This window comes from Kitasatospora sp. NPDC033851 (genome assembly GCF_055576085.1).
This window is the reverse complement of the sequence record NZ_JBVIRL010000016.1, coordinates 87,064-103,961: the sequence shown is the minus strand read 5'-3', so window position 1 is coordinate 103,961 and position 16,898 is coordinate 87,064. Positions and strand designations below refer to the sequence as shown.

Below are 16,898 nucleotides of genomic sequence, written 5' to 3'. Positions count from 1 at the left end.
ACCGTGATGCGTGCCCTCCCCTGTCCGGGGAGTCCTCCCCGCCCCGCCCGGACCTCACCGGCCACCGGCCCCACCGCTCTCCTCCGCCCTTCGGACCCCGCCGGACCGTTCGTCAGCCCCGCTTGCTTCGGTCCCTGATCCTCTCCGCCACCCGCAGCCGTACGGGCGCGGCGCGCCGGTTCTCCTCGATCTCCTCCTCGGTGGCCTGCTCGGCACCGCGGGTGATCAGTTTGAGCCAGGGCTGGTGCTCCTCCGGGATGAACGGCAGCCCCGGCGGGGCGGTGTTGGTCGCCCCGGCGGCGAAGTACTGCTTCACCAGGCGGTCCTCCAGCGACTGGTAGGACATCACGACGATCCGGCCGCCGATCGTGAGGGCGTCCAGCGCCCCCGGGATCGCCCGGTCCAGGACCTCCAGCTCGCCGTTGACCTCGATCCGCAGCGCCTGGAACGTCCGCTTGGCCGGGTTTCCGCCGGTGCGGCGGGTCGCCGCCGGAATGGCGTTGCGCACCAGATCGACCAGACGCGCGCTGTTGGTGAACGGTTCCTTCTCCCGCTCCCGGAGGATCACCGAGGCGATCTTCCCGGCGAACCGCTCCTCGCCGTAGAACTTGAGGATCCGGGCCAGCTCGCCGTGGCTGTAGGTGTTCAGCACCTCCGCCGCGCTGATCCCCCGGGTCTGGTCCATCCGCATGTCCAGCGGAGCGTCCTGCGCGTACGCGAAGCCGCGGTCCGCCTCGTCCAACTGCATCGAGGAGACGCCGAGGTCGAACAGGACGCCGTCCACGCGGTCGATGCCCAGGCGCTCCAGCACCTCGGGGATCTCGTCGTAGACGGCGTGCACCAGCGTCGCCCGGTCGCCGAACGGGGCCAGCCGCTCGCCGGAGAGCTTCAGTGCCTGCGGGTCGCGGTCCACCGCGACGAGCCGGACCTCGGGGAACTGGGTGAGCAGCGCCTCGCTGTGCCCGCCGAGGCCGAGGGTGGCGTCCACCACCACGGCGCCGGGGCGCGAGATCGCCGGCGCCAGGGCGTCCATGCACCGCTGCAGCATCACCGGAACGTGCTTGGGGCCCGGTTCGTTGGTGGTCATGCGCGGTGGCGCCCTTCTTCGTGCGGAGCAGCCCGAGGCCCGGGAGCTGCCACCATTCTCGCCCACCGTCCCCCGGCACGACGAAGCGGCCCGTGGTCCCCGCCCGCTCGAGGGGAAGATCGTGACCGCCCGGCACCGGGGAAGGTGCGCCAGGTGAGCACGGAGCGGGTGGAGGCCACGGGCCGCGTCGACCGGCCGCACCGGCCGGGAAGGCCCGGTTGACGGGCTCCGGCGGGTGTGCTCCACTGCGCCGCAAACTCTATCGCCCAGGCCCTGCCAGTCAATGGTCCGCTCCGGCGCACCACCCGGGCGGCGGAACGGATCACCGCAGGTCGTGGCCGTTGGGGTGGTCCCGCGGCGGCCCGATCCGGGGGCCTTCGGACATCGTCGCGCGCCCCCACCCCACGACCCGCGTACGACCCATCCGGGACCAGCCCGGACAAACCCTCCCGTTGTGGCTATGCACTCGATCACAGCCTCCTGTTCTGTAGCTCTTCACCCCACCGCGGACGCCGGATTCGCACTAACGTCGCCGGCATGACAGTGACCCCCGACCGGCCCACGCCGAACGCCGCTGCCGCTCCCGCCGGACCCACCATCATCGACCGCTTCGTCGCGGCCAACCGCGAGTACGCGGTGACCTTCCAGGACGGCGGCATGGACGCCCGCCCGGTGCAGAAGATCGCCGTGGTGGCCTGCATGGACGCCCGCCTCGACCTGTTCGCGGCGCTCGGCCTCGAACTGGGCGACGCGCACGTCATCCGCAACGCCGGCGGCGTCGTCACCGACGACACCATCCGGTCCCTGACCATCAGCCAGCGCGCCCTCGGCACCCGCTCGATCGCGCTGATCCACCACACCGGCTGCGGCCTGCTCGGGCTCACCGAGGACTTCCGCCGCGAGCTGGAGCTGGAGGTCGGCCAGCGCCCGCAGTGGGCGGTGGAGGCCTTCGTCGACCTGGACGGCGACGTCCGCCAGTCCATGCAGCGCGTGCGCACCTCGCCCTTCCTGCTGCACACGGACGACGTCCGCGGCTTCGTCTTCGACGTCCACACCGGCCTGCTGCGCGAGATCCGGTAGGCGGTCTCCGGCCCCGCCCCCCGCCCCACCGGCATTCGGGGTCGGCCGAATGGTGACTTCTGGCCATCGCGCGGGGGAGAATGCGGCTGCCGGTCAGACCCCGAACCACCTGGGGCGACCGGGCCGCAGGCCGCCTCCCCGACGCCGGATCCGCCATCGGAACCGTCCCCGGGACGGCCGCGTCAAGCATGGGGTGGGGTCCGGCCTCGGGACGGGGCGGGCACAGGGTGCCAGGGAGCGTAAACGGGTGACGAGCTACAACGATCAGGCCGGTCTCGGTGGTCCTGCGGGGGGCGAGCAGAGGGCGAACGGGTACCAGCAGGTCGGGCTCCCCGAGCTCGCCGCGGTCGTGGACCGGATCCGCACCAACATCGAGAGCGTGATCGAGGGCAAGCCGGAGGCCATCCGGATCGCCCTGACCGTGCTGCTCGCCGAGGGCCACCTGCTGCTGGAGGACGTACCCGGCGTCGGCAAGACCATGCTGGCCAAGGCGCTCGCCCGCTCGGTCGACTGCACCGTGCGTCGCATCCAGTTCACGCCCGACCTGCTGCCCTCGGACGTCACCGGCACCAACATCTACGACCAGCAGCGGCACGACTTCGAGTTCCGCCCGGGCGCGATCTTCGCCCAGATCGTGGTCGGCGACGAGATCAACCGCGCCTCGCCCAAGACCCAGTCCGCGCTGCTGGAGTCCATGGAGGAGCGCCAGGTCACCATCGACGGCACCAGCTACGAGCTGCCCTCGCCGTTCATGGTCGTGGCCACCCAGAACCCGGTCGAGATGGAGGGCACCTACCCCCTCCCGGAGGCCCAGCGCGACCGCTTCATGGCCCGGATCTCGATCGGCTACCCCAGCCCCGAGGCCGAGCTCGCGATGCTGGACGTGCACTCCGGCGCCAGCCCGCTGGAGGACCTCCAGCCGGTCGCGCACGCCGCCGACATCCTCAAGCTGGTCGACCTGGTCCGCACCGTGCACATCGCCGACCCGGTCCGCCGCTACGCCGTCGACCTGGTCGGCGCTACCCGCACCAGCCACGAGCTGCGCCTGGGCGCCTCGCCGCGCGCCACCCTGCACCTGGTCCGGGCCGCCCGCGCCGCCGCCGCGCTGGACGGGCGCGACTACGTCACCCCGGACGACGTCCAGCGCCTCGCCGTCCCGGTCCTCGCGCACCGCCTGATGCCGACCGCCGAGACCCAGCTCAGCCGCCGCACCTCCGAGCAGATCGTGACCGACCTGGTCGCCCGGCTGCCGCTGCCTCGCCCGCAGGGCGGCCCGGCCGTCCGGAGGGGCTGAGGTGGTCCAGTCCGACTCGGCGTCAGGGCTGCGAGCCGGCTTCCACGGCCTCACCACCCGGGGCCGGTCCTTCCTCGCCGCCGGCCTCACCGCGGTGGTCTGCGCCTACCTGCTCGACCAGGACGCCCTGCTGCGGGTCGGCGTGCTGCTCGCCGCGCTCCCGCTGGTCGCCGTGGTGGTGGTCGCCAACACCCGGTACCGGGTCGCCAGCGGCCGCCGGCTCAGCCCGCGCCGGGCGATCGCCGGCCAGGAGGCCCGGGTCCACCTGCGGCTCGACAACGTCTCCCGGGTGCCCACCGGCCTGCTGCTCCTGGAGGACAAGGTCCCGTACGTGCTCGGGCCGCGCCCGCGCTTCGTGCTGGACCGGGTCGAGCCGCGCGGCCACCGCGAGGTCTCCTACCGGGTCCGCTCCGACCTGCGCGGGCGCTACCCGCTCGGGCCGCTGCAGCTGCGGCTGTCCGACCCGTTCGGGATGTGCGAGGTGACCCGCGCCTTCACCGCCTCCGACGTCCTCACCGTCGTCCCCCAGGTCCAGGCCCTGCCGTTCGTCCGGCTCAGCGGCGAGTGGCTCGGCCAGGGCGAGAGCCACAGCCGCACCCTCGCGCTGGCCGGCGACGACGACGTGATCCTGCGCGAGTACCGGCCCGGCGACGACCTGCGCCGGGTGCACTGGCGCTCCACCGCCAAGTACGGCGAGCTGATGGTGCGCCGCGAGGAGCAGCCGCAGCGGGCCCGGGCCACCGTCCTGCTGGACACCCGCGAGATCGGCCACCGGGGCAGCGGCCCCGCCTCCTCCTTCGAGTGGGCGGTCAGCTGCGCCGCCTCGGTCGCCACGCACCTGCTGGAGCGCGGCTACCAGACCCAGTTGCTCACCGACACCGGCCTCTCGGTGCCCGGGCCCGGCGCGGGCGGCCACAACAACGCCGCCGACACCTCCGGGCTGATCCTGGACGCCCTCGCGGTCGCCGACCTGTCCGACGGCGGCACGCTCTCCCGCGCCGAGGAGCCGCTGCGCACCGGCGGCGAGGGCCTGCTGGTCGCCGTCCTCGGCGAGCTGGACGACACGCAGACCGCCCGGCTGGGCCGACTGCGCAGCCGTACCGGCGGGGCGATCGCCTTCCTGCTGGACACCGGCACCTGGGCCGGCCTGCGGATGCTCGCCCCGAACACCGGCGGCGACGAGGTCCGGGCCCGGGTCCGGCAGCTGCGCGAGGCCGGCTGGACGGTCATTCCGGTGCGCGCCGGCGACTCCGTACCGGACCTGTGGCGGGCCGCCGAAGGCGCCAAGACGACCGCCCCCAACCGAGAAGAGGCCGGCGCGTGACCACCCGGGCCAAACTGACCGTCTACGCGGCGCTGGCCACCGCCCTCGCCTCGTTCTGCCTGCTCCCGCTGCTGACCTCGCGCAGCTGGCTCACCCACGCCGTCCTGGTGATCACCGTCGTCGCCGGGGTCGGCGCCGGCCTGCGCCGCTCCCCGCTGTACCGCTGGACGGTGCCGGTCGGGCAGCTGCTGGTGCTGCTCCTGCTGGTGGTCATCGGCTTCGCCGGGAGTGCGCTGCCCGGGCCGTCCTCGCTGCGGGTCCTGGAGCAGGTCTTCTCCACCGGTCTGGACGACATCCAGCAGTACGCGATCCCGGCGCCGCCCACCGCCGGCCTGCGGCTGATCCTGGTCTCGGCGGTCGGCCTGATCGCCATCGTGGTGGACACCGTCGCGGTGACCTACCGGCACTCGGCCCTGGCCGGGCTGCCGCTGCTGGCGCTCTACTCGATCGGCAACGGCCTGTCCGGGGACCACGGCAGCTGGCTCTGGTTCGCGGCCGCCGCGGCCGGCTACCTGCTGCTGCTCTTCGCCGAGGGCCAGGACCGGGTCTCCCGCTGGGGCCGGGTCTTCCGCGGCACCGCCCGCGGCACCGTGAGCTCCTCCAAGGTCAGCCCGGGCGGCCGACAGGTCGGCGTCCTGGCGCTGGCCGTGGCGATACTGCTCCCGGTCGTCCTCCCGCACTGGGACGCCGGGCTGCTGCACTCCGGCTCCGGCGGAAGCTCCGGCAAGGGCACCGGCGGGAGCGTGGCGACCAGCCTCGACCCGCTGGTCAGCCTGGAGGCCGCGATCACCAAGCCCACCGACGCCGAGCTGCTCAGCTACACCATGGACAGCGAGCTGGCCGACCAGATCTACCTGCGGACCGGCTCGCTGGACCAGTTCGACGGCACCAGCTGGCGGCTCGGCAGCACCACGGTCAACGACCTCCCGGCGTCGCTGCCCGCCCCCGAGGGCCTGCGCAACGCCAACGTCCCCCGGGTCGAGGCCGACTTCCAGATCAGCGACCGGCTGGAGAACAGCTGGCTGCCGCTGCCCTACCCGGCCGCCGCCGTCCAGGTCCCCAACCGCGGGGACTGGAAGCTCGACCCGCTGACCCGCACCGTCATCCCGAGCAACGACAAGGCGATCCGCGGGCTGCGCTACCACGCCAGTGCCCTGGACCTGCGGCCCACCGCCAACGAGCTGCGCCTGGCGCCCATCGCGCCGCAGGACGTCCGGGACCACTACACCGTCGTCCCGTCCGACCTGCCGGGCGTGGTCGCCGACCAGGCCCGGTCGATCACCGGCGGCGCGCAGAACGACTACGACCGGGCGATGGCCCTGGTGAACTGGTTCACCGGCCCGGACTTCAAGTACGACACCTCGGTCAGCGCGGGCACCGGCAGCAACGCCATCGCGGTCTTCCTGCGCGACCGCCGGGGCTTCTGCGTGCACTTCGCCTCCACCATGGCGGCGATGGCCCGGGTGCTGAAGATCCCGGCCCGGGTCGCCGTCGGGTTCACCCCCGGCGACAACAAGGGCGGCAACGTCTACTCGGTGAGCGGCCGGATGTACCACGCCTGGCCCGAGCTGTACTTCGCGGGCTACGGCTGGCTGCGCTTCGAGCCGACCCCGAGCCGCGGCATCGCGACGCACTACAACGAGACGTCCGGCGCCGCGACCACCGCGCCGACCCAGCACGCGACCACCGCCCCGCAGACCGCGTCGGCCGCCCCGGCGCCGTCCGCCGCCTCGGACTGCACCGCCAAGCAGCGCCAGCTGGGCGACTGCGGGCCGAAGGGCAAGACCGCCGCCAAGACCGCCGAAGAATCCTGGCTGCTGTCCGGGCAGGTGCTCGGCGCCCTCGCCGCGGTGGTGGCGGTGATCGCACTGCTGCTCGTCCCGATGCTCTGGCGCACGGCCGTACGCCGTCGCCGGCTCGGCGGCGGCGGGCGGCGCCGCCCCGGCGGGACCGGGTCCGCGGAGCTGACCGAAGCCCAGGTGCTCGCCGCCTGGGACGAGCTGGTCGACTCCGCCTGGGACCTCGGAATTCCCCCGGACGAGTCACGCACCCCGCGCTCGGCCGCACGACGGATCACCGAGAAGGCGGACCTGGACGCGGACTCGGCGGCTGCCGCCGGCCGACTGGCGCTGGCCACCGAGCGGGTGCTGTACGCCCCGCCCGGCCAGACCACCGCGGCACCGCTGGCCGCCGACGTCCACACCGCCCGGCGTGGCCTGCAGGCGAGCGTCGGACGGGCCGGGCGGACCAGGGCGCTGCTGCTGCCGCCGTCCTCGGCGCAGCTGTGGTGGCGGACCTCCGACGCGGTGCGGGCGGCCCGGGCGGCCGTCGGCACCCGGGCGGCCCGGACGGGCGAGGCGGCCACCGCCCCGCTCCGGCGGGTCTTCACCCGGCGGCCCAGGCCGGACGCCGCCCCGTCGGACACCCCCACGTCGGACACTCAGGAGTCCTGAGCTCCGGGCCGGACACGGAAAGACGCCGGGGGCGGGCAGTCGATCGACTGCCCGCCCCCGGCGTCTTAGGTCTCGGTCGCGCCGGACGGCCCGACGGCTCAGAAGCCGCCGGTCTGCTCGTCCCGGCGGCGCTGCCAGCGCTGCTCGACCCGGTCCATCATCCCGGCCTTGCGGCGCGGGGCGGCGGCCTGGCGGGGCCCGGAGCCCTGGGTCGCGGGCCCGCGGCGCCAGCCCGTCACGGCGAACACCGCGCACCCGAGCATGACCAGGAAGCCCACGACGCTGACCCAGATCTGATCCGGTACGACCATGCCGCCCATCAAGAGGCCGATCCCCACCACGAATCCGGCGATGGCCAGGTAGACCCGCCGACGGGTGTAAGTGCGCAGCCCGGTTCCCTCAAGCGCCGACGCGAATTTGGGATCTTCGGCATACAGCGCTCGCTCCATCTGGTCGAGCAGTCGCTGCTCGTGCTCCGAGAGCGGCACGGAGTCCTCCTACTCGTCGGTCGCGGGTGCGACCGGTCCGCCCACCCCGGTCGGGGAGGCAAGTCCAATCAGCCTTGGGGCACACGGTCGGACGCCTGTGCGGGGGACCCGGCCCGTGTCGTCCATATGCCCCACGCATCCGGCTGTCATGCTTTCCGGCTTTACCCAGATCATACGGTCCGTAGGCCCGTTACGGAGTGGTCTGCGCCGCGTGGGACGGGCCACTTCGACCGGGCACGGCCGCACCCGTGCCAACGCGCCACGCCCCGGACAAGTGCCCGACCCGATGGAATCGGTCCGGACCTGGGGAGCTCCGCCGCCGGAGCGCGGAAACCGGCCGGACAGCCGGGCCGGACAACCGGCGGGCGACCGGATCGCGAACCGCCGCCGTACGGTGCGCGAACCGTACGGCGGCGGTAGGTCTCGCGAAGGCTTCGCGAAGGCCGCGAAGGCCCGGTGACGGACGGCTCAGGCCAGGGTGGCCAGCAGGTGCAGCTGGGTCGCCACGGCGTGGAAGGCGGGCTGCTCGGCGGCGGCCTCCTCCAGCTTCAGCAGCGCCTCCAGCGCGCCCGGCTCGGTGTCCACCAGCACCCCGGGGACCAGGTCGGCGAAGACCCGGACGCCGTGCACCGACTCCACCCGCAGGCCCGCGGCCTCGGCCAGCCGACCCAGCTCCTCGCCGGTGAAGCGGCGCGGCATCGGGTCCTGCTCGCCCCAGCGGCCGTCGGTCGCGGAGAGCACCGTCCGGGCCTCGTTGAAGTGGCCGGCCAGCGCGCGGGCCAGCACGGCGCCGTTGCGGTTGGCGGCCAGCAGGCTGACCAGGCCGCCGCCCTTGCGCAGGGTGCCGGCCAGGCTGCCCAGCGCCTCCGCCGGGTCGTCCACGACCTCGAGCACACCGTGGCAGAGCACCGCGTCCACGGTGCCGGGGGCGACCAGCTCGGGCAGCGTCTGGGTGTCGCCCTGGACGGCGCGCACCAGGTCTGTCACGCCGGCCTCGGCGGCCCGGCGCTCCAGGGCGAACAGCGCGTCCGGGCTCGGGTCGACCACAGTGACCCGGTGGCCGAGCTTGGCCACCGGCACGGCGAAGTTACCGGTGCCGCCCCCGGTGTCGACCACGTCGAGCACCGGCTGGTCCAGCTCGGCCGCCCGCTTCTCCAGGGCTGCCCGCACCACCTCCCACACCACGGCGGTACGCAGGGCACTGCGGGGACGCGTCGGGTACAAGGTGGGACTCCTTGGCACGTGCAGTTCGATCAGGATGCCTCCACCTTAAGCCTGCCGGGTGCTCACGCCCGCCGGGTGCTCATGCCCGCCGGGCGTTCATGCCCGCCGGGCGCGCGGGCCCTCCACCCCCGGCCGCTCGTCGCCGTCCAGCGGCAGCCGCGGCGCGGGCGGGACCACCCGCAGGCCCAGCAGCCGCTCGACCAGACGCAGGAACAGGGCGGTGTTGCGGATCAGGTCGTCGGCGTCGCGGGCCGACGCGGCGCCCCGGATCCCGGCCTCCGCGGCGGCCCGTCGGCGGGCGCCGACGCCGTAGAAGAGCGCCCATTCGGCGAGCTCCGGGGCCACCTCGGGCAGCACCTCCCAGGCACTGCGGATGGCCTTGCGCCGCCGCGGGTTCTTCTCCGGGCGGCCGCGCACGGCCAGGACGGCCGCCACCGTGCGCAGCGCGGCCAGGTGGGCGGTGGCGTAGCGCTCGAGCGGGTCTTCCAGGGCGCGGGCCCGCGCGAGGGTGCGGTGGGCGTCGGCGAGCAGGTCGAGGGCGGCCGGCGGCGCGGCGGTCCGGCGCGGCACGGGGTGGACGTCCCGGCCCGCGGGGCGTGCGCCCGACGGGCCCGGGGTGACGGGGAGGGCGGCGGAGTGGAGGCGGGCGGTGACGGGCTCAGGGTGGCTGATGGTCATGGTCTCCCCCGTTCCGAGGCAGCGCGCGGACCGGGTGGTCCGTGCTCCTCCATCGTGAACGGCACCACTGACAATCCGTCCGCTCCGGCGCCTGGCCCCGGACACGCGGATCGGCGGCGGGCGCGGACCCTCCCCCGGTCCGCGCCGCCGCCGTGTTCCGTCGCTCCGCCGTTCCCCCCATGGGCGGCGGTGACGAACTTCCCCCGTGGCCGGTCTCCCCCCGGCCCGCTCCGCCGCCCCGTGCCGGCGGTGCGGGGACCGTGACCAGCCCCGTCGCGGATCTCCCCCGTCGTCCCCCTGGCCATCACGGCCGGAGGGTTGGACGGATCCGCCACCCGGGTGGAGCGGCGCCCGACGCGCCGTTCCTCCCGGGTGCCACTACTCTCCCGTCTCCGCAGGTCGCAGGCCATCCGCTCACGTACTCAACCGCGGATCTGAGTATCCGTACTCAGTCCCCCCGCGCCGGAACCGACACACGTCCGCACGGCGTCCCGGGTCCCGGTACGGTACGGCGGGGCCGGCCGGAACCGGCCCGGGTTCACGAGGAGGGGGAGGCCATGACGATCCTGCCGCTGATCTTCACCAGCGGACTGGCCAGCGGAATCAACGCCTATGCGGTGGTGCTGCTGCTCGGGCTGCTGGGCCGGTTCGCCGACGCGCAGTCGGTGCCGCACGCGCTGGAGCGCACGGACGTGCTGATCGCGGCCGCCGTGCTGTTCGCGATGGAGGCGGTGGCCGACAAGATCCCGTACGTGGACAGCGTCTGGGACGTCGTGCACACCGTGATCCGGCCGATCGCCGGGGCCACCGTGGGCGTGCTGATCGCGAGCAACGACCCCGGCTCGCTGAGCGAGGTCGCGGCCGGTGTGATGGGCGGGACCACGGCGCTGGTCAGCCACCTGGTGAAGGCCTCGCTGCGGATGGCAGTCAACACATCTCCCGAGCCGGCCAGCAACATCGTGGTCAGCATGGCGGAGGACCTCTCGGTGGCCGGCCTGGTCACCCTGGCGATCTTCCACCCCTGGCTGGCCGCGTCGATCGCCGCCGTGGTCCTGGCCGTCGGCCTGCTGCTGGTCTGGCTGGCGATCAGCAAGATCCGCGCCTTCCGGGCCCGCCGCCGCGAGCGCAAGGCCGCCCGGGCCGTGGGGAGCGCGTACGCCGGGCAGCCGGGGGCCTGACCGGCGGGCCCGAAGCCGGGCCCTAGGATCGGGTGCCATGGCACGGATCGTCATCATCGGCGCAGGAATGAGCGGGCTCGCGGCGGCCTCCCGGCTGGCGACCCTCGGCCACCGGGTGACGGTCTGCGAAGCGAGCGGCACGTACGGGGGCATGGTCGGCCGTTACGAGCGCGACGGCTTCGCCTTCGACACCGGGCCGGGGCTGCTCGCGCTCCCCGCCGTCTACCGCGACCTCGCGCTGAAGACCGGCAAGGAGCCGCTGGAACAGTTGGTAGAGCTGGCCCCGGTCGATCCGGAGAGCCGGCACCTGTTCCCCGACGGCACCGCCGTCGCCCTGCCCAACGCCTCCCGCGGCGGCGTCAGCCAGGCCCTGGACGCGGCCTTCGGGGCCGGCTCGGGCGCCCGCTGGAGTGCGGTGATGAACCACGGCCGGACGGTCTGGGAGGCCACCCGCCGCCCGCTGCTGGAGGAGCCGCTCCCGGCCGACCGGGCGTTCCTGGGCACCGACCCGTACCCCGTCCCGCCGCGCACCGGCCTGGCCCGGCTGCGCCGCGCCGTCCCGTGGACACTGCACGACGTGGCGGCGCGCCAACTGGACGGCCACCCCGGCCTGACCGCCCTGCTGTTCGAGTCCGCGGTCCGGTACGGCTTCGCCCCGGGCCTGGCCCCCGCCGGGGCCACCGTGCTGCCGTACATGGAGCAGTCCTTCGGCGTCTGGTACGTCCGGGGCGGCCTGCGCGCCCTGGCGGAGGCGGTGTACCGGCGCTGCGAGCTGCGCAGGGTCGACTTCCGCTTCGCCACGCCCGTCACCCGGGTCGTGGTGGAGGACGGCCGGGCGCGCGGCGTCGAGACGGCGGATGGCCGGATCGACGCGGATCTGGTGCTCTCGGCGATGGACTCCGACGCGCTGTTCGGCCACGGCCTGGCCGAGTGGCCGGGGAAGCCCGCCGAGGCGTGGACGCCGTCCGGGGCGCCCGGCCGGTTCGGCGTGCTGCTCGCGCTGCGCGGCCCCCGGCCGGAGGGCACCGCGCACCGCACGGTGGTGCACGCGGCCGACCTCGCCGCCGAGGAGCGGGCCCTGACCGGCCTGGCCCCGCTCTGCGAGCGCCCCACCGTGCAGGTACTGCGCCCGGACGACCCCGCGCTGCGCCCCGACGACGCGCACGAGAGCGTGGTGCTGACCGCGACCGTCCCGGCCCAGGGCGTCGTCGACTGGACCGCCCCCGGTGTCGCCGAGCGCTACGCCGACCGGCTGCTCGCCCACGTCGACGCGGCCGGCCTGGGCCTGCGCGAGCGGGTGCTGTGGCGGGTCGTGCGCACCCCGGAGGACACCCGCCGGGAGACCGGCGCCCCGGGCGGCTCGGTCGCCCTGCCCGTCCTCGCCGGAACCGACGGCGACTGGCTGAAGACCGCCAACGAGTCCCCCGTCCCCGGCCTGTACCTCATCGGCGGCACCGCCCACCCCGGCGGCGGGCTCGCCCGCGTCGGCATGTCGGCCTGCATCGCCGCCAACCTGGTGGGACCGGCGTAAGCGCGCCCCGGACAAGGCGAAAGGGGGCCGATATCGGCCCCCTTTCGCCTTGTCCGGTCGCGTCAGCCCTGGTGCCAGGTGTTCTGCTGCTGGTAGCCGTAGTTCTGGTCGTAGACCGGCTGCGGCGGGATGCCCTGGGTCTGCGGGTCGGGCTGGGGCTGCCACTGCTGCTGCTGGTGCTGCTGGTGCTGCTGCTGGGCGTTCGGGTCCCAGGCCTGCTGGTGCTGCTGGTAGCCCGCGTACTGGTCCTGCTGCGGCATCTGCTGCTGGCTCTGCTGCTGCGGATAGGCGCCGTACGGGTCCTGCTGCGGCATCTGCTGCGGGTCCTGCTGCTGCGGGTAGGCGCCGTAGGACTGGTCGTAGGCGAAGGCGGGCTGCTGCTGGGTCTGCCACTGCTGCTGGTCGTAGCCGCCCTGGTAGGCGGTGGCGTACGGGTCCTGGGCCTGCTGCTGCGGCTGCTGCTGCTGCTGCTCGTAGTACGCGGGGGCGTAGATGCCGTCCTGGGCAAGCTCCTGCATCGCGAAGGCGGCGGTCTGCTCGACCTCCGGCAGCTCCTCGGGCGTCGGCTGGACGGCCGGAGGCTCCTCGACGGCGCTGACCTCGCCGATCCGCTCCTTGGCGACCGCGACGGCCGCCACCGCGGCACCGCCGCCGGTGAGGGCGCCGAGCAGCGGCACCTTGGCGAGCGGGCCCGGCAGGCTGCCGTCGGCCTTCCGCAGGGACCAGCCGTCCCGGTAGCCGCGCTTGACCGAGAGCGTCACGAAGGTCTGGCCGACCGCGAACAGCACCGCGCCGACCCCGATCACCACGACCGACCCGAGGTTCATCCCGGCGGCCACGCCCAGGAAGCCGACCAGGGCCAGGGCCCGCCAGTGCAGCGGCGCCCGGTTCTGCAGCAGCACCTCGGCGACCAGCCAGAGCGCCACCACCGCCAACGCGGCGTACAGCAGCAGGTATCCGATGCCCATCCGCCCGCTACCTCCAGTCGCGTGCCCGCGCGTCCACGCCGCGCGTGTCCGGCGACTGTACCGGTTCAACGGCCGGGGTACCGCATCGCGTTCCCACCGCACCCGGAACCGGCCGCACACGACCGAGCCCGTCCCCGTCGGAACGGTGACGGACTCGTGAACACCCGACGTCAGCACGGCAGTCGGGCCAGGACCACCCGCAGGCGGCGGGCCGCGGCTCAGCGCTTGTGCAGCCCCAGGTTCTGGTAGATCTCCAGCGTCGCCGTCGAGTGGTTCAGCGTGATGAAGTGCAGACCGGGCGCACCCTCGGCCAGGAGCCGTTCGGCCATCGCCGTGGCGTGCTCCATGCCGACGGCCCGCAGCGCCGCCGGGTCGTCGATGGCCGCCCGCAGGCGGGCCTCCAGGTCGGCGGGGAAGGGCGAGCCGCTGAGCTGCGGGAAACGCTCCAGCTGCTTGGCGTTGGTGACCGGCATGATCTCCGGGATGATCGGCGTCTCGCAGCCGGCGGCGGTCACCCGGTCGCGCAGCCGCAGGTAGTCGTCCACCTCGAAGAACATCTGGGTGATCGCGTAGTCGGCCCCGGAGCGGATCTTCGCCACGAAGTGCCGGATGTCGTCGTCCCAGTTGCTCGAACGCGGGTGCATGTTCGGCGAGGCCGCGACGCCGACGCAGAAGTCGCCGATGCCCTTGATCAGCTCCACCAGCTCGTACGCGTAGGTGACGCCCTCGGGGTGGCTGACCCACTCGCCCAGCGGGTCGCCCGGCGGGTCACCCCGGACGGCGAGGACGTTCCGCACGCCCTGGTCGGCGTACTGGCCGATGATGTTGCGCAGCTCCGCGATCGAGTGGTCGACGGCGGTCAGGTGGGCGACCGGGGTCAGCGTGGTCTCGGTGGCGATCCGGCCGACCATGTTGACCGTGCGCTCGCGCGAGGAGCCGCCCGCGCCGTACGTCATACAGACGAAGTTCGGGTCGAGCGGTTCGAGTCGACGGATGGCGTCCCAGAGCTTCTGCTCACCGACCTCGGTGCGCGGCGGCATGAACTCGAAGGAGAAGGAGCGCTTGCCGGCCGCCAGGAGTTCGCGGACGGTCAGTGCGCGATCCGTTCTCGTGGAAGCGATACCGAGTGCCATGCTGGCAGGCTATCCGCCCCTCATGGAGGCCGGACAACCCGATTCCACGGATTGAGACAATTAGTGGACGGCATTCCGGTTGACCCCGCAGGGCTGCTCGCACGCCCGTTCCCAGCCGCCCAGCTACGCTTGCTGCACCCCAGAGAACCAGCGGAGCCCCATCGTGACCTCGTCCAGCACCCGGCCGGCCAATCCCATTGACGTGGAGGACGTCCGCACACGCGTCAACGCCGCGCTCGCCGCGTTCATGGACGGCCAGTCCGCGCTGCTCGGCAAGATCTCGCCCCAGCTGGTCCCCGCGTCCGACGCGCTGCGCGACTTCCTGCTCGACGGCGGCAAGCGGCTGCGCCCGGCCTTTTGCTACTGGGGTTGGCGGGCCGCCGGCGGCCCGGCCAGCCCGGGGGGCGACGGGATCGCCAACGCGGCCGCCGCCCTGGAACTGCTCCAGGCGAGTGCCCTGGTGCACGACGACCTGATGGACCGCAGCGACACCCGCCGCGGCCTGCCCTCGATCCACCGCCGCTTCGAGGCGCTGCACCGCGACAGCGGCTGGCGCGGGGACCGCGAGCAGTACGGCGCCTCGGCCGCGGTGCTGCTCGGCGACCTGCTGCTGATCTGGTGCGACGAGCTGTTCCTGCGCTCCGGCCTGGAGCCGGCCGCCGTGCTGGCCGCCAAGCCGGTGTTCGACCTGATGCGCACCGAGGTCATGCTCGGCCAGTACCTGGACGTGCTGGAGCCGGTGGCCGGCGACTCGACGGACGAGGGCGCGCTGGACCGGGCGCAGACGGTGCTGCACTACAAGTCCGCGAAGTACACGATCGAACGCCCGCTGCAGGTCGGAGCACTGCTGGCCGGGGCCGGACCCGAGCTGGTCGAGGCCCTCGGGGCGTTCGGGCTGCCACTGGGCGAGGCGTTCCAGCTGCGGGACGACCTGCTCGGCGTCTTCGGGGACCCGGCGGTCACCGGAAAGCCGGCCGGGGACGACCTGCGCGAGGGCAAGCGCACCCTGCTGGTCGCGCACGCGATGCGCGGCCTGCCCACCGCCGACGCCCGGCACCTGGACGAGCGGCTCGGCGCGCCGGACCTGGCACCCGAGGAGGTCGCCGGGCTGCGCGAACTGGTCGCCCGCAGCGGCGCGCCCGAGCTGGTGGAGCACCGGATCGAGGAGCTGATGCGGCAGTCGCTGGCCGCGCTGCAGGCGGCCCCGCTGGTGGACGAACGGGCCCGCGGGGTGCTGCTGGCACTGGCCGAAGCCGCCACCATCCGCAAGTACTGAAGACGTGGCCGAAGCCGCCACCATCCGCAAGTACTGAAGACGTGGCCGAAGCCGCCACCATCCGCAAGTACTGAAGACGTGGCCGAGACCGCCACCGTCCGCAAGTACTGGCGGACGGCGACGGCCTCAAAGGCGGTCCTCGGCGGCGGTCAGAGCGCCGCGCGCACCCGGCGGGACAGCTCGGCGGCGGCCGCCCGCGGGTCCTCCGCGGCGGTGATGGCCCGGACCACGACGATCCGGCGGGCACCGGCGGCCAGCACCTCGTCCAGGTTGCCGAGGTCGATCCCGCCGATGGCGAACCACGGCCGGTCGGTGGCCTGCTTCGCCGCGTACGAGACCAGGCCGATGCCCGGCGCCGGGCGGCCCGGCTTGGTCGGGGTCGGCCAGACCGGGCCGGTGCAGAAGTAGTCCACCCCGGGTTCGGCGACCGCCGCGTCCACCTCGGACTCGGCGTGGCAGGACCGGCCGATCAGGACGTCCTCGCCGAGGACCGCCCGGGCGGCCGGCACCGGCAGGTCGTCCTGGCCGAGGTGCAGCACGTCCGGCCGGGCCGCGTGGGCGACGTCGGCGCGGTCGTTGACGGACAGCAGCTTGCCGTGCCGACGGCAGGCGTCGGCGAAGACCTCCAGGGCCGCCAGCTCCTGCTTGGCCTCCAGGCCCTTGTCACGCAGCTGGACGATGTCCACCCCGCCCGCCAGCGCCGCGTCGAGGAACTCGGCGAGGTCGCCCTGCTCGCGGCGGGCGTCGGTGCACAGGTAGAGGCGCGCGTCCGCCAGGCGGGCGCGCGGCGTGTCCGCCGCCATCAGATCAGCATCGCCTGGGCGCGGCGCTTGACCTCGGTGCCGCGGTTCTCCCGCAGTGCCTGGATCGGGCTGCCGGGCAGCGACGGGTCCTCGGTGAAGAGCCACTCCAGGATCTCCACGTCGTTGTACCCGCAGTCGCGCAGCACGGTCAGGGTGCCGGACAGGTGCTTGACCAGCCCCTGGCCGTCGATGAACGCCGCAGGGACCTGCAGCGACTTGTTCGGGCCCCGCCGGACGGCGATCAGGCCGCCGCTGCGGACCAGGTCGCGCACCTCGGTGACGCGCACCCCCCACTGCTCGGAGATGTCGGGGAGGTACATCCACTCGGCGACCAGGGCTTCAATCTTGCTTTCGATCTCACTCACGCCACCAGACTGCCAC

Annotated in this window: 15 protein-coding genes; 7 read left to right on the top strand and 8 right to left on the bottom strand. The window is 74.0% G+C overall.

Annotation, left to right across the window (positions count from 1 at the left end; genetic code table 11):
• Nucleotides 1–112 precede the first annotated feature (112 nt).
• A complete protein-coding gene (gene rsmH, locus ACZ51D_RS27470; RefSeq protein ID WP_360505361.1) occupies nt 113–1,087 on the bottom strand; it encodes a 16S rRNA (cytosine(1402)-N(4))-methyltransferase RsmH in 975 nt (324 codons plus the stop codon).
• A gap of 537 nt (nt 1,088–1,624) precedes the next feature.
• Here rsmH and ACZ51D_RS27465 point away from each other — a divergent pair.
• The 4 genes from ACZ51D_RS27465 to ACZ51D_RS27450 all read left to right on the top strand — a co-directional run bounded on the left by ACZ51D_RS27465 (nt 1,625) and on the right by ACZ51D_RS27450 (nt 7,238).
• On the top strand, nt 1,625–2,167 hold the full coding sequence (locus tag ACZ51D_RS27465) for a beta-class carbonic anhydrase (RefSeq protein ID WP_360505359.1): 543 nt from the start codon (nt 1,625–1,627) through the stop codon (nt 2,165–2,167).
• A gap of 349 nt (nt 2,168–2,516) precedes the next feature.
• Nucleotides 2,517–3,461 (top strand): AAA family ATPase, encoded by a 945-nt coding sequence (locus tag ACZ51D_RS27460; protein ID WP_360505465.1) that lies wholly within the window; start codon nt 2,517–2,519, stop codon nt 3,459–3,461.
• Between the two features lies 1 nt (nt 3,462).
• Nucleotides 3,463–4,785, top strand: coding sequence for a DUF58 domain-containing protein (locus ACZ51D_RS27455; RefSeq protein ID WP_360505357.1), 1,323 nt, complete (start codon nt 3,463–3,465; stop codon nt 4,783–4,785).
• Nucleotides 4,782–7,238 (top strand): transglutaminase TgpA family protein, encoded by a 2,457-nt coding sequence (locus tag ACZ51D_RS27450; protein WP_465663761.1) that lies wholly within the window; start codon nt 4,782–4,784, stop codon nt 7,236–7,238. Before ACZ51D_RS27455 ends, ACZ51D_RS27450 begins: the two co-directional genes overlap by 4 nt.
• 98 nt (nt 7,239–7,336) lie before the next feature.
• On the opposite strand, the gene ACZ51D_RS27445 is transcribed toward ACZ51D_RS27450, so the two are convergent.
• The 3 genes from ACZ51D_RS27445 to ACZ51D_RS27435 all read right to left on the bottom strand — a co-directional run bounded on the left by ACZ51D_RS27445 (nt 7,337) and on the right by ACZ51D_RS27435 (nt 9,622).
• Nucleotides 7,337–7,726 carry a DUF3040 domain-containing protein gene (locus tag ACZ51D_RS27445; RefSeq protein WP_360492347.1) on the bottom strand — a complete coding sequence of 130 codons (390 nt, stop codon included), beginning with the start codon at nt 7,724–7,726 and terminating at the stop codon, nt 7,337–7,339.
• 468 nt (nt 7,727–8,194) lie between these two features.
• The gene (locus ACZ51D_RS27440; RefSeq protein ID WP_465663760.1) at nt 8,195–8,950 is read right to left on the bottom strand and encodes a methyltransferase domain-containing protein; all 756 of its coding nucleotides are present in this window, start codon (nt 8,948–8,950) and stop codon (nt 8,195–8,197) included.
• A gap of 96 nt (nt 8,951–9,046) precedes the next feature.
• Nucleotides 9,047–9,622, bottom strand: a complete 576-nt coding sequence (locus ACZ51D_RS27435) for an SAV_6107 family HEPN domain-containing protein (protein ID WP_465621655.1) — start codon at nt 9,620–9,622, stop codon at nt 9,047–9,049.
• Nucleotides 9,623–10,185: 563 nt separating this feature from the next.
• Between ACZ51D_RS27435 and ACZ51D_RS27430 the strand changes: the two genes are divergently transcribed.
• Together ACZ51D_RS27430 and ACZ51D_RS27425 are read left to right on the top strand one after the other, a co-directional pair.
• Nucleotides 10,186–10,806 (top strand): DUF4126 domain-containing protein, encoded by a 621-nt coding sequence (locus ACZ51D_RS27430; protein WP_360492355.1) that lies wholly within the window; start codon nt 10,186–10,188, stop codon nt 10,804–10,806.
• Nucleotides 10,807–10,843: 37 nt separating this feature from the next.
• The gene (locus ACZ51D_RS27425) at nt 10,844–12,337 is read left to right on the top strand and encodes a phytoene desaturase family protein (RefSeq protein WP_465621465.1); all 1,494 of its coding nucleotides are present in this window, start codon (nt 10,844–10,846) and stop codon (nt 12,335–12,337) included.
• 62 nt (nt 12,338–12,399) lie between these two features.
• Here the strand turns inward: ACZ51D_RS27425 and ACZ51D_RS27420 are convergent, their stop codons facing one another.
• Complete coding sequence (locus ACZ51D_RS27420) at nt 12,400–13,305, bottom strand: hypothetical protein (protein ID WP_465621467.1); 906 nt, start codon at nt 13,303–13,305, stop codon at nt 12,400–12,402.
• 218 nt (nt 13,306–13,523) lie between these two features.
• Entirely contained in the window at nt 13,524–14,438 is a 915-nt protein-coding gene (gene metF / locus ACZ51D_RS27415) for a methylenetetrahydrofolate reductase [NAD(P)H] (RefSeq protein WP_360492364.1), read from the bottom strand.
• Between the two features lie 163 nt (nt 14,439–14,601).
• On the opposite strand from metF, the gene ACZ51D_RS27410 reads away from it, so the two are divergent.
• Nucleotides 14,602–15,714 (top strand): polyprenyl synthetase family protein, encoded by a 1,113-nt coding sequence (locus ACZ51D_RS27410; protein ID WP_465621469.1) that lies wholly within the window; start codon nt 14,602–14,604, stop codon nt 15,712–15,714.
• 149 nt (nt 15,715–15,863) lie between these two features.
• On the opposite strand, the gene thiE is transcribed toward ACZ51D_RS27410, so the two are convergent.
• Together thiE and ACZ51D_RS27400 are read right to left on the bottom strand one after the other, a co-directional pair.
• Nucleotides 15,864–16,517 (bottom strand): thiamine phosphate synthase, encoded by a 654-nt coding sequence (gene thiE / locus ACZ51D_RS27405; protein WP_465621471.1) that lies wholly within the window; start codon nt 16,515–16,517, stop codon nt 15,864–15,866.
• Complete coding sequence (locus ACZ51D_RS27400) at nt 16,517–16,882, bottom strand: Rv2175c family DNA-binding protein (RefSeq protein WP_360492372.1); 366 nt, start codon at nt 16,880–16,882, stop codon at nt 16,517–16,519. The genes thiE and ACZ51D_RS27400 overlap by 1 nt, the downstream gene beginning before the upstream one ends.
• Nucleotides 16,883–16,898 lie beyond the last annotated feature (16 nt).

Bases quoted from the DNA above. Each gene is read 5' to 3' on its own strand.
- ACZ51D_RS27420 (WP_465621467.1), bottom strand. From the start codon at position 13,305: ATGGGCATCGGATACCTGCTGCTGTACGCCGCGTTGGCGGTGGTGGCG.
- thiE (WP_465621471.1), bottom strand. From the start codon at position 16,517: ATGGCGGCGGACACGCCGCGCGCCCGCCTGGCGGACGCGCGCCTCTAC.
- ACZ51D_RS27465 (WP_360505359.1), top strand. From the start codon at position 1,625: ATGACAGTGACCCCCGACCGGCCCACGCCGAACGCCGCTGCCGCTCCC.
- metF (WP_360492364.1), bottom strand. From the start codon at position 14,438: ATGGCACTCGGTATCGCTTCCACGAGAACGGATCGCGCACTGACCGTC.
- rsmH (WP_360505361.1), bottom strand. From the start codon at position 1,087: ATGACCACCAACGAACCGGGCCCCAAGCACGTTCCGGTGATGCTGCAG.
- ACZ51D_RS27430 (WP_360492355.1), top strand. From the start codon at position 10,186: ATGACGATCCTGCCGCTGATCTTCACCAGCGGACTGGCCAGCGGAATC.
- ACZ51D_RS27425 (WP_465621465.1), top strand. From the start codon at position 10,844: ATGGCACGGATCGTCATCATCGGCGCAGGAATGAGCGGGCTCGCGGCG.